Source organism: Streptomyces sp. MGP-BFMKR1, assembly GCF_057766585.1.
This window is the reverse complement of the sequence record NZ_CM173408.1, coordinates 5,271,270-5,283,030: the sequence shown is the minus strand read 5'-3', so window position 1 is coordinate 5,283,030 and position 11,761 is coordinate 5,271,270. Positions and strand designations below refer to the sequence as shown.

Annotated in this window: 9 protein-coding genes; 4 read left to right on the top strand and 5 right to left on the bottom strand. The window is 75.4% G+C overall.

The genetic code is table 11. The features are described 5' to 3' along the window. Positions 1 to 173: 173 nt before the first annotated feature. Positions 174 to 1,493 (bottom strand): alpha/beta fold hydrolase, encoded by a 1,320-nt coding sequence (locus AC3CHW_RS20925; RefSeq protein WP_488467479.1) that lies wholly within the window; start codon positions 1,491 to 1,493, stop codon positions 174 to 176. Positions 1,494 to 1,703: 210 nt separating this feature from the next. Here AC3CHW_RS20925 and AC3CHW_RS20920 point away from each other — a divergent pair, with 210 nt between their 5' ends. Then, entirely contained in the window at positions 1,704 to 3,095 is a 1,392-nt protein-coding gene (locus AC3CHW_RS20920) for a helix-turn-helix domain-containing protein (RefSeq protein WP_488471120.1), read from the top strand. Between the two features lie 323 nt (positions 3,096 to 3,418). Here the strand turns inward: AC3CHW_RS20920 and AC3CHW_RS20915 are convergent, their stop codons facing one another. Beyond that, the gene (locus AC3CHW_RS20915) at positions 3,419 to 3,793 is read right to left on the bottom strand and encodes an STAS domain-containing protein (RefSeq protein ID WP_176166141.1); all 375 of its coding nucleotides are present in this window, start codon (positions 3,791 to 3,793) and stop codon (positions 3,419 to 3,421) included. Between the two features lie 395 nt (positions 3,794 to 4,188). Between AC3CHW_RS20915 and AC3CHW_RS20910 the strand changes: the two genes are divergently transcribed. Next, entirely contained in the window at positions 4,189 to 4,773 is a 585-nt protein-coding gene (locus AC3CHW_RS20910) for a sigma-70 family RNA polymerase sigma factor (protein ID WP_488467478.1), read from the top strand. Beyond that, on the top strand, positions 4,770 to 6,314 hold the full coding sequence (locus AC3CHW_RS20905; RefSeq protein ID WP_488467477.1) for an immediate early protein: 1,545 nt from the start codon (positions 4,770 to 4,772) through the stop codon (positions 6,312 to 6,314). Before AC3CHW_RS20910 ends, AC3CHW_RS20905 begins: the two co-directional genes overlap by 4 nt. A gap of 74 nt (positions 6,315 to 6,388) precedes the next feature. Here the strand turns inward: AC3CHW_RS20905 and purU are convergent, their stop codons facing one another. After that, positions 6,389 to 7,333, bottom strand: coding sequence for a formyltetrahydrofolate deformylase (gene purU / locus AC3CHW_RS20900; protein ID WP_398607453.1), 945 nt, complete (start codon positions 7,331 to 7,333; stop codon positions 6,389 to 6,391). 32 nt (positions 7,334 to 7,365) lie between these two features. Then, positions 7,366 to 7,866 (bottom strand): SCO4402 family protein, encoded by a 501-nt coding sequence (locus tag AC3CHW_RS20895; RefSeq protein WP_176166143.1) that lies wholly within the window; start codon positions 7,864 to 7,866, stop codon positions 7,366 to 7,368. Positions 7,867 to 7,983: 117 nt separating this feature from the next. On the opposite strand from AC3CHW_RS20895, the gene AC3CHW_RS20890 reads away from it, so the two are divergent. After that, positions 7,984 to 9,357, top strand: coding sequence for an ABC transporter substrate-binding protein (locus AC3CHW_RS20890; RefSeq protein ID WP_488467476.1), 1,374 nt, complete (start codon positions 7,984 to 7,986; stop codon positions 9,355 to 9,357). A 157-nt stretch (positions 9,358 to 9,514) separates the two neighbouring features. On the opposite strand, the gene AC3CHW_RS20885 is transcribed toward AC3CHW_RS20890, so the two are convergent. After that, positions 9,515 to 11,707, bottom strand: a complete 2,193-nt coding sequence (locus AC3CHW_RS20885) for a hypothetical protein (protein WP_488467475.1) — start codon at positions 11,705 to 11,707, stop codon at positions 9,515 to 9,517. Between the last annotated feature and the right edge of the window lie 54 nt (positions 11,708 to 11,761).

Genomic DNA, 11,761 nt, shown 5'->3' with positions numbered 1-11,761 from the left:
GTTGCCGCTCAACGTAGGGGCGTGGGCGGCCCCGGGCAATGGGTCGGACGCGGGTTCGTGCGAAGACGCGGGTGGACGGGGCGTACGAAAAGGGGCCGGGAGGCACGAAACGGGGCGGGCCACCTCGGGCCCGCCCCGCTCCCGTCACCTTCCCGCCGCCGGGGCCGGTTCGGCTAGGCGTCGCGGGCCAGGCGCAGCAGGCGGTCGAGCACCACGCCGCCCGCGCGCACCCCGTCGTGCTCGTACTCGTTGGTGACCCAGGTGCGCAGGCCGCGGATCGCGCGGGCGGTGGCCAGCGAGTGGTCGGTGTCCACGAACAGGTCGTCGTGGTAGATCGCGGCGGCCACCGGCACCGTGTTGCGGGCCAGCCGCTCGGCGTCGTACAGCGGGCCCCAACCGGTGCGCGCGGCCAGGGCGTCGGCCGTCTCGCGCAGCGGGCGCAGCGCGGGCTGGGTCTCCAGCATCCACGGGTGCACGCTCTCGCCGGTGAGCAGCACGGGCGCGCCGGCGGCGACCGCGGCCGGCGCGTCGAAGCCGGGGAACTCGTCGCGCACCCGGTGCGCCGACCAGTTGGTGGCGCGGCCGTCCTGCGCGTAGATGGACTCGTGCAGCAGCGTGTAGAGCGGGCTGCCGGCGCGGCTGAGCACGGCGGCCACGCGCTCGCCGAACGCGTCGCTGAGCCGCGGCCCGTCGACGGTGTCCACGAAGGCGTCCTCCAGCAGGTAGTGCAGCCGGTGCGAGCCGTCGCCGGAGCCGAGCAGGATGCCGAGTTGCTGGAAGGCGGCGGGGGTGAGCGTGGAGCCGTCCGGCAGCACCTCCTCGTGCGCGTCCAGGTGCGCCACGACGCGCGCGGCGATCTCGGCGTCGCCGGGGTAACGGGCGTAGTGGGCGAGCGTCTTGCGCTCCATGCGCGGGTAGGCGGCGCGGTAGACCGCGTCGGCGTCCGCGTCCAGGCCCGGCAGCCCGCCGGTGATCAGGGCGGTGGCGATCCCCTCGGGCGCGTACGAGAGGTAGGTGACCGTGCAGAAGCCGCCGAAGCTCTGGCCCAGCACGGTCCACGGCCGGCCGCCGGTCAACTGGGCGCGGACCAGCTCGCAGTCGCGCACGATCGCGTCGGCCCGGAAGTGGCTGAGGTACGCGGCCTGTTCGGCGGGGGTGCCGCGGAGCGGGAGGGTCTGCCGGGTGGCGGGCGTGGAGCGCCCGGTGCCGCGCTGGTCGAGGAGGAGCACCCGGAACTCGTCCAGGGCCCGGCCGAGCCAGCCGCCGCGCCCGACCGGCCGGTCGGCGCCGAAGCCGGGTCCCCCCTGCAGGTACAGCAGCCAGGGCAGCCCGTCCCGGTCGGCGTGCCGGTCGGCGGCGACGACCTCGCGGGCGTAGAGGCGGATCCGCTCCCCGCCCGGCGCCGCGTGGTCCAGGGGGACGTCGAAGACGTGATCGGTCAGGACGAGACCGGGCTGGCGTACGGTCGCAGGGGGGTCGACCACGTTCGACATCTGTCCATCCTCCAGTAAATCGACTAGTTAAGTGAATTTATCGCCGAGATAAATCCCTCCGCGATAAACCTACCTGCGGGAGACGAGGGCACGGTGGCTGACAAGGGCACCCGGGCGGCGGCCCGAGCGGACGACTCGACGGGCACGGCCGGGCACGCGGCCGGCCCGGCGCCGGACGACCCGACGGGGCCGCGCGCCATCGGGCGCCGCGTGCTGCGGCTGCGCACCGAGCGCGGGCTCACCCAGCGCCAGCTCGCCGAGCCCGCGTACACCGCCGCCTACGTCTCCACCCTGGAGGCGGGCCGGGTGCGCCCGTCGGACGCGGCGCTGCGGCACCTCGCCGAGCGGCTCGGCACCAGCCCCGACGAGCTGGCCACCGGCCGCTCCCCACGGGCCGCGACCGAGCTGCGGATGGGGCTGACCGACGCCCGGCGCACACTGGCGACCGGCGCCGCCCGCGACGCGGCCGACGCGTTCGCCGCCCTGCTCGACCGGGCCAGGCACCTCGCGCTCCCCGCCGAGCAGGCCACGGCCCTGCTCGGGCTCGGCGACTGCGCCCTGGAGAGCGGCGAACTCGCCACCGCGCGACAGCGGTTCGAAGAGGCCGAGCGACTCCTGGCCGACGAGCCGCTGCCGCGCCGGGTACCGGCCATCCGGGGCCGGGCCACCGCGCACCTGCTCGCGGGCGAACTGCGCTACTCCTGCTACCTGCTGGAGAGCGCGCTGGACGAGCTGAACGCCGCCGGGCTGCACGACCCGGACGCGCTGCTGCTCCTGTACACCGCCGCCATCGCCCCGTACATGGACATGGGCGCGCACGCGCGGGCCGCCCAGGCCGCCGAGCTGGCGCTCGCGCTGGCCCCGCGCGTCGCCGACCCGGTGCTGGTCGCCGGCATGCACCGGGGCGTGGCCCGCACCCTCATCGCGGAGGGGCGCACGGCCGAGGCGGACGCCTCGCTCGCCAAGGCGCAGGAGCTGTACCAGCAGTTGCACATCCGCACCGAGCTGGCGCACTGCCACTGGATGCGCGGCTACGTACACGCCCAGGACGGCGACCTGCCGCGCGCCGAGGAGGAGTTGCGCACCGCGCGCTCGATGCTGGCGTCCAAGCGCGCCGCGCTGTTCACCGTGCAGGTGGAGGTGGAGCTGGCGGACGTGCTGCGGCGGCGCGGCAAGACGGACGAGGCGAGGGAGCTGCTACGCCCGCTGCTCGCCACCCCGGACCCGAGCCGCGCGGAGTCCGCGGCGGCCGGCCAGGACGGGGCGGCGGCCGGCCCGGCGCCCGAACCCGCCGGCGGGCTGACGGCGGAGCGCGGCGCCGTGCACGCGGGCGGCGCGCACCGACTGCTCGGGCTGATCGCGGAGGAGCGCGGGGACCTGGAGGCGGCCGAGGAGCACTACTGCGCCGCGCTGTCCCTGCTTGAGCGCTCCGGGGCGGCCGGCGACCTGGCCGACCTGTGCCGACTCCTCGGCGACCTGCTGCGCCGCACGGGCCGGGTGGAGGCGGCGCTCGACGCGTACCGCACCGGCCTCGGCCACCGGGCCGCCCCCGGCACCACCACCCTCGGCCCCGCCCCCGCCGGCCCCCCGACGCCCCACTGACCGCCCGCGCGGCCGTCGGGCACGGCGGACGCGGGACACGGGGCGTACGGGACATGCGGGACGCGGGCACAGGCGGGTGCCGGGCCGGGCTGGCCACCGGGTGGCCGCGCCGGGCGGCGGCCGACGGACGGGGAACGGCGAGCAGGCCGACGAGCCGGGAGCGGGTCAGCGGGCGGGGAGCAGGGCCGGCGGGCGACGGTGGCGGCGGGCGGCCCGGGGGCGTGAGGGGCGCGGGAGACGTTCGGGGCGGGCGTACAGAGCGTACGGAGCGGGGTCGGACCCCGGCGTACGCGCGGCCCGGGGGTACCCCGGGCGGGGAGCCGTTACGCGGAGAGCGGTTCGGCGGTCTCGTCGGTCGCGGTGTGCAGGTCCGGGTAGACCTCGAAGAGGCGACGCACGCCGAGGGCGGCGAGCACGCGGTTCACGTGGGAGCCGTCGACCGCTCCCTGGGCGGGGAGTATCAGCCGCAGCCGCCCGGAGCACGAGCGCATCAGGCGGCGGGCCGCGATGAGCACGCCCACGCCGCTGGAGTCGCAGAACCGCACCTCGCCCAGGTCAAGGACGAGACTTCGGCGCCCCTCGGCGACGGCGTCGTGCACGTGCTGCCGGACGGCGGGCGAGGTCACCAGGTCCATCTCGCCGGCGACCCGCAGCACGGCCCACTCCCCTTGCTCGACCTCCAACACCTTCAACGTCACGCGCCCGAAGCCCTTCGCTCGTCCGCCCACCGGAAATCCGTGAACCGGAATTGGCTGCTTCTGGAGCGGCTGCCCGAGCGCCACGCCACGAAACCCAGAACCCACGCCAAACCGGCCAACCCTCCCGACCCTATGCCCCGCTGGAGCGCATCAGCCCCCAAGATCCGGTCACACGCCCATAACACATCGACACATCCGGACGTGAGCGTTCGACATCGCTCACAGTCCCCCGACTTTTGTTGGCCCAAAGTGACCGCCCCCATACCATCCGCCACCACCCGGCCGACGAAGCTTGCGGCAAACCCCCGTTGCCGCCGAAGCTCCGGACTACATTCGAGTAAGCAGTGACACACGACCGGAAGACCGGGACGGGAACGGGGACGTTGGGGGCCCGCATGACGCAGCAAGCACCGCTTCGCTGGGACCGCAAGATGCAACAGCGGCTGGCCCGAGGAGAGGCAGCCGCGCTCGGCGAGCTGTACGACCGCTTCGCGTCGCTGGTGCACCACCTCGCCTACCGCGTGCTCGGCGAGGAGGAGGCCGCGGACCGCGTCACCCGCGACGTGTTCGCCCACGTCTGGGAGAACCCGGGTTCCTTCAACCCGAAGCAGAGTTCGCTGCGGTCCTGGATCGCCGCCCTCACCCACCGGCAGGCGGTGCACCGGCTGCGCCAGTCCACGGCGGCCAGCGCGGACGAGGGCGCCGACGAGGCCAGCCCGGCGGACGTCGAGCTGAAGATCCAAAACGCCTCCGCCGCCGCCCGCGCGGACTACATCGTGACCGCCATGCCCGCGCCGCTGCGCGACGCCCTCGAACTGGCCTACCGCGAGCGGCGGAACTACCGCGAGGCCGCCGCCGCGCTCGGGGTCACCGAGGACGAGGCCAGACGGCGACTCCGGCTCGGCCTGCAACTGCTCTCCACGGCGCACGACGCCGCCCCACGGGCCAGCTCGCCCCCGGGACCCGGGCGCGCCCGGTGAGCGGGCCCGGCGACCCGGGCCGCACCGGCCCCGACGACAGCGGCGCCCCCGGCCCCGCCCGACGGCCGCGCATACCCGCGCCGCGCCCGCCCGCCGAGGACGGCGGGCACTGGCCCAGGTCGGCCCCGGTCCGGCCGCGCGGGGTGCCGGCGCAGGGCGGGTCGCCCGAGGCCGCGGAGGCCGAGACACGACACACGGAGTCCGAGACGGATGCACTCAACCCCACGACAGCGCGACCAGACGAGGAGCCGGCGGCGGCCGACGCGCCCCCCGAACCCGGCGCGCGAGGGGAGGCCGGCGGCGTGAGCGCGGCCTCCGACCTGACCGGCACGCCCGCCCCGTCGCACCACGTCCTCAAGTCGATGCTCGGCGCCTGGGCGCTGGCCGCCTGCTCGGCCGAGGAGATCGCGGTCGTCGACCACCACCTGAACCAGTGCCCGACCTGCGCCGAGGAGGCCGTCCGGTTGCGCAGGGCGGTCGGCCTGCTGCACGTCGAGGAGAACCTCGACCTCAACCCACAGCTCAGGTCCCGCGTCCTGGCCGGCTGCCTCGGCCGCCGCCCGGCCCGCATCCCGGTGCCCGAGTGGGCCGCGCCGTACGACGCGGAGGCCGCCCGGCTCGACGCGCTGATCGGCGACATGGGCGAGGCCGAGTGGCGCGCCCCGGTGGCGCTGCGGTGGTTCGACGGCGAGCGGGCCCGGCTGCGCGACACCACCGTGGCCGGCGTCATCGGCCACCTGCTGACCGTGGACGGCATCGTCGCCACCGCCGTCGGGCTGCCCGACCCGCTCGGCCCCGGAGCGCCCACCGGGCCGCTGGCGCGCACCGAGGCGTACTGGCGCGCCGAGCCCGCCCACGTCGCCCAGCTCACCCGCCACGGCGAGCGCCCGCACGGCGTCCGGCCGCCGCGCGCCGCCTCCCGGCCGGCCACCCCACGGCCGCCGGAGTCCTCGCGGGCCGGGCCGCGGCCGGACGCGATCCGCGGGCCGTGGCGGGAGCAGGGGCACGCGCTGCTGCGGACCGTGTCGTTCGCCGGCCGTGGCATCAGCCAACTCTCCGTACCGTACGGCGAGTTCGCGCTGCCGCTGCGCGACGCGCTGCTCGACCGGGCCTTCGAGTGCTGGGTGCACGGCGTGGACATCGCGGAGGCGGTCAGCTACCCGTACCGGCCGCCCGCCGCCGCGCACCTCAACCTGATGATCGACCTGTGCGCGCGGCTGCTGCCCCGGGCGCTCGCCGAGCGGCGGCAGGCCGGGCTCGCCAGCCCGCCGCGCCACCTCGGGCGGGCCGGGGTGCCGAGCCGCTCGCTGCACCTGGAGGTCGAAGGGCACGGCGGCGGCCACTGGTACATCGCGCTCGACTCGCCCACCGCGACGGCGTCCCCCGACGAACAGGTGGCGCACCTCGTGCTGGACCGGGAGGAGTTCTGCCGGTTGGTGGCCGGCCACGTGCCGCCGCTGGACGTGGTGGCCGGGCAGCTCGGCGACCCCGAGGCCATTCGCGACGTGCTCTACGCGACCGCCTCGCTCTCCCGGCTGTGACCGGCCGGCGCCCGGGCCGCCCGCGACTCGATCGCCGCGAGCCGCGACCGACCAACCCGTCAACCCGCCGCCGGCTACGCGAAGACGACCGTGCGCCGCCCGTTGAGCAGGACGCGGTGCTCGCTGTGCCACTTCACCGCGCGGGCCAGCGCCTGGCACTCCACGTCCCGGCCCACCGCCACCAACTGGTCCGGGGTGACCTCGTGGCCGACCCGCTCGACCTCCTGCTCGATGATCGGGCCCTCGTCGAGGTCGGCCGTGACGTAGTGCGCCGTCGCGCCGATCAGCTTCACGCCGCGCGCGTGCGCCTGGTGGTAGGGCTTGGCGCCCTTGAAGCTCGGCAGGAAGGAGTGGTGGATGTTGATGATCCGCCCGGAGAGCCGCTTGCACAGGTCGTCCGAGAGCACCTGCATGTACCGGGCGAGCACCACGAGTTCGACGTCCTCGTCCCGGACGAGTTCGAGGAGACGCGCCTCCGCCTCGGCCTTGGTGTCGGCGGTGACCGGGATGTGGTGGAAGGGGACCCCGTACGAGGCGGCGAGTTCGGCGAAGGTGGGGTGGTTGGAGACGACGGCCGCGATCTCGATCGGCAGGGCGCCGATGCTGGAGCGGAAGAGCAGGTCGTTCAGGCAGTGCCCGAAGCGGCTCACCATCAGCACGACGCGCATCTTCTCGTCGGCCCGGTGGATCTGCCAGTCCATCGCGAACGAGTCCCCCACGGCGGCGAAGCTCGCCCGCAGCTTCTCCACCGTGACCGGCGGCTGCGCCGGCGCGGCCCCGACGGCGCCCTCGCCGCGACGCCCGCCGGTGAAGTGCACCCGCATGAAGAACAGGCCCGTGTCGCGGTCGCCGAACTGCTGGCTGTCCTCGATGTTGCAACCGGTCATGAAGAGGAAGCTGGAGACGGCGTGCACGATGCCCTGTTTGTCGGGGCACGACAGCGTGAGGACGAACTGCTCGGGGGCGGGCTCGGGGACGTTCTCAGGAGCGGGCGGCGGCGCGGGCTGCGAGGCGTTCATAACCCAATAGCGTCGCACACCGCCGGCGGGGCTCAGGCCGTCTGCGTGAGCCGCGCCAGCGCCTGGAGCGAGTGGGGCGGCACGTCCGGGTCCTCGCCGTCGGCCGCGGCCAGGTGGACGTGGGCCTCGCGCGCCGCGTGCACCGCCTCGGGCCAGCCGGGGTGGCCCATATACGTGGAGACCGGCGCGTCCGCCCCGACCTCGTGCATGATCCGCAGCACCCGGAGGACGGCCGCGTCCACGAGCGCGGCCTCCTGAGCGTCCCGGAAGATCGTCCCGACGTACTTCTCGGCCGACCAGTTGTCCAGCCAGGTGTCCTCGACGAGTCGGTACACGGCGTCGGTCACGTCCCCGTAACCGTCCTGGCCCGCGAGCCAGCAGTCCCGCTGGAACGCGGGGTCGGAAAGCATGTGCAGCGCCGAGCGCACGTTGCTGCGCCAACGCCACCACGGCATGTCAGTGAGCGGCATAGCGCCCATGGTGGTCGAGCGGCGACCGCGACGGGAAGTCTTCTCCGAACCTTGCACAGTAATCGATCATACGTTCCGCACATCGAGCCCTCCTCACACCCCCGTAATTCACCTCCAATACACCTTTCGTTACGCAGACAACTCTCAGGCGTTCCGGGCGGGACGCAAGGGTCTCTTCCTATGAACGGTCGGCGACGTCCCTTCCTCCGTCCTACCCCTACCGCGCGAGTGGCGGCTTGTGCGGCGGCCGGCACGCTGCTGATCAGCGGCTGCGGCATCCTCTCCGGGTCCTCGAACGGCTCCCGCGACGAACCCATCACCATCATGACCTGGGCCCCCGACGACACCAACGCCACCAACATGCCGGGCATGCCGGCCATGGCGCAGGCGTACGCCCGCTGGGTCAACGACAAGGGCGGCATCCACGGCCGCGAGCTGCGCGTCCTCACCTGCAACGAACGCAACGACGCCATCGCTGCCGCCCAGTGCGCGCGGCGCGCCGCCGACGAGAAGGCCGTGGCCGTCGTCGGCTCCTACAGCCAGCACGGCCGCTCCTTCATGTCGCCCCTGGAGGCGGCCGGCATCCCCTACATCGGCGGCTACGGCCTCTCCGAGGAGGAGTTCACCAGCCCCTTCTCGTACCCGGTCAACGGCGGCCAGGCCGCCCTCCTCGCGGGCAACGGCCGCCAGTTGGCGAGCGTGTGCGGCGCGGTGTCGCTGGTACGCCCCGACACCATCGCCGGCGACGAACTGCCCGAACTCCTCGACGCCGGCCTCGCCGAGGGCCACCGCAGCCCGGCCGCCGACATCCGCGCCCCGGAGGACGCGAGCGACTACACGCGCCAGGCCCAGCAGGCCCTGACCGGTGCCGGCAGCGGCGGGGACTCGACCCCTGACGCGAGCACCGGGACCGGCACCGGCACCGACTCCGGCACCGGCGTGAGCGACGGCACGGTCGCGGACACGACGGGCAGCGGCCCGGGGTGCGTGACCGCGGCCCTCGGGAAGCGCACCAACACCTTCTTCGACTCCTTCCGCCGCGTGCAGGAGGACGACTCGCGGGTGCGCATCGCCTCGATCCTGGGCAGCGTGCGGCAGTCGCTGGTGGACAGCACCGGCGGACGCGACAGCGCCCTGGAGGGGACGTACGCCACCGGCTGGTACCCGGTCGCCGACGATCCGCGCTGGAAGCCGATGCACAAGATCGTTCACGACTACGCCTTCGACGACAACCGCATCGACATCGCCGACCCCGGCGTGCAGACCACGTGGATCGCGTACACCGTGCTCAGGTCCGTGCTCACCTCGCTCGACCCGGGCAAGATCAGCGCGCACGCGGTGCGCACCACGCTCGACCGTGGCCACGCCACGGACACCGGCGGCCTGACCCCCAAGCTCCGCTGGCGCTTCCAGGACCTGCTGCCGATCCGCGACTACCCGCGCATCGTCAACGCCAACGTGACCTACCAGGTGGTCAAGGACGGCAAGTTGGTGGCCGTCCGGCAGGGCTTCGTCGACGTGGGCCAGACGCTGGTCAACCGCAAGGCGGCGTAGCCACCGCGCCCACGGGCGCCCGCGCCCGGCCGCCGCACCCGAACACCGTGCCCCGCCCGCCACCGTGGCGGACGGGGCACGTCGCGCGGCCCGCGCCGGAGCACGCGCCGACGGCTCGCGCACCGGCCGGGTCCCGTCACCGGGGTCGGAGCCGGGGTCAGAGCTGCGCGGCCTGGCGCTCCGTCAGCTTGAACTTGCGCGCGACCGGGTTCCACAGGTCGGCCGCCTGCTTCTTGGCCGCGCTCGCCTCGCCGCTGGCCCGGTTGCCGGAGGCCGTGTGGCCGGTGACGCGGGCCTTGCCCTTGACGCAGCCCTTCTTCTTGGCGGCCTGGTCGGCCCAGGCCGCGTAGTGGTTGTCCGCCGACGCGGACGACCGCCACGCCTTGGTCAACGCCCGGGTGAGTTCGGCGTTCTGCGGGATCTTGTCCAGCTTGAGTTCGCCGAGCCGGGTCACCAGGGCGTTGCGCTGCTGCGCCGCCGACCGCAGATCGGCGGCGGCCTTCGGGAGCGCCTTGCAGGTCTTGATGTTGTTGACCGAGGCGATCACGCTGGCGCGGCTGTTGCCGCTGTCCTTGAGCAGCGCGTCGAGCGCCTTGGCCTGCGGCTCGGCGGGATCCGTGGTCTTGGTCGGCGTCGGGGACGGGGACGCCGACGGCGCGGCCGACTCGCTGGCCACGACCTCCTTGCCGGGGTCGGTGGACTTGTCGCCCTTGTCCTTCTTGTCGTCGTCGCCCATGCTCATCGCGGCACCCGCCGCGAGCCCGGCCACGGCGCAGGCCGCGACCACGGCGCCGATCACCACGCCGCGACGCGAGCGTCGCCGGCCCCCGCCGTCACCGGAGTAGCCGACGGCACCGGGCCCGTCGTAGCCGGCCGGACCGTCGTGGCCCGGGCCGTGACCGTGGCCGTACGCACCGTGCGGCGGGCCCTGCCGCGGGGGCTGCGGGCCCGGGTCCTGCTGGTACAGCGGCATCTGCTGGGTGGAGTCCGGGCCGTCGGCCGCCCCGTCCGCCCGGAAGAGACCGTCGAACTCCGCGGGCGGCTGCCGGTCGCCGGGCGCCCCGGGGCGCACCCCGTACGGCGCGCCGCCCGGGTGCGGCGGCTGGCCCGTGGCCGGGATCGGCCCCGGCAGCACCTGGGTCTCCTCGCCCGCGCCGGGCCGCGGCGGGCCGCCGTCGTAGTTCGGCCGGCGCAGCATCGTGGTGGACTCGGCCGGCGACTCGGGGGGCTTGCGCGGCTCGGGCTGCGGCTGCCGGTGGCCCGACCGAGGCTGCTGCCCCGGGGCCGGCGGCTGTGGGCGCAGGATCTGGGTGTGGCCGCCCTGGTCGGCCGCGGGGGCCGGCGGCTGCGGGCGCAGGATCTGGGTGTGGCCACCCTGCCCGGCCTCGGGCGGCGCCGGCTGCGCGCGCAGGATCTGCGTCTGCGGCTGCGCCTCGGGCTGCTGGTACGGCGCGGGTTGACCGCTCTGGCCGCTCTGGCCGTTCCCGCCCGGCTGGCCCGGCTGGCCGCCGTACGGGCTGAACTGCCCCGACTGGGCCGGGTAGCCGGGGGCCTGGCCGGATTGCTGGGGCTGCCCGGGGTACGGGCCCGGGTGGCCGGGCTGCTGCGGGGCCTGTCCCTGGTCGGCCTGCTGGGCGTGGCCGGAGGGCTGGCCGGACGGCTGCGGATAGCCGTAGCCCTGCTGGGGATAGCCGTAGCCCTGTTGCTGGGCCGGGTAGCCGGGGGCCTGGCCGGGCTGCGGGTAGCCGTAGCCCTGCTGCGGCTGCGGGTAGCCGTAGCCCCGCTGCTGGCCCGGCTGGTGGGCCTGGTGCGGCGGGAGGGCCGGGAAGGGCCCGCCCTCGGCCGGCAGCGGGGCCCCGGGGCCGCCGTAACCCGGTGCCGGCGCGGGGCCGGGCGCTCCCTCGGGGGGCAGCGGCTGCGCGCCACCGGGCAGCGGGGCGCCCGGCATCGGCCCGGGCAGCGCGCCGGGCGGGGGCCCGCCCGGTATGGAGCCGCCGACCGGCGGGATGAGCTGGGTCGCGTCGGAGTCGTGGCCGGGGGCCTGCCCGTACCCCACGGGTGCGGCGGGCGGCAGCGGCTGGCCCGGCCCCGGCTCCCGTGGCATCAGCGTCCCGGCCTGCCCGGCGGGGGCGCCGGGCGGCGGGCCCTGCGGCGGGCGCGGCGCGTCGGGGCCCCAGGGGTCACCCCACGGCTGGCCTTCGGCCGGGGCCGCCTGCTCGGGCGAGGGCCAGTCGTACGGAGCGCCCTGCCCCCCACCGTGGCGGAGGCCAGCGGAGGGCAGGACCACGCCCTCGTGCGCGGGCGGGACCGCAGGAGGCTGCGGCTCATTTCCCTGTCCGCTCTGCGTCACCGGGACTCCTATGCGTTATGCGGAAGTACGGAACCGCCCGTCACGCTACCGGGT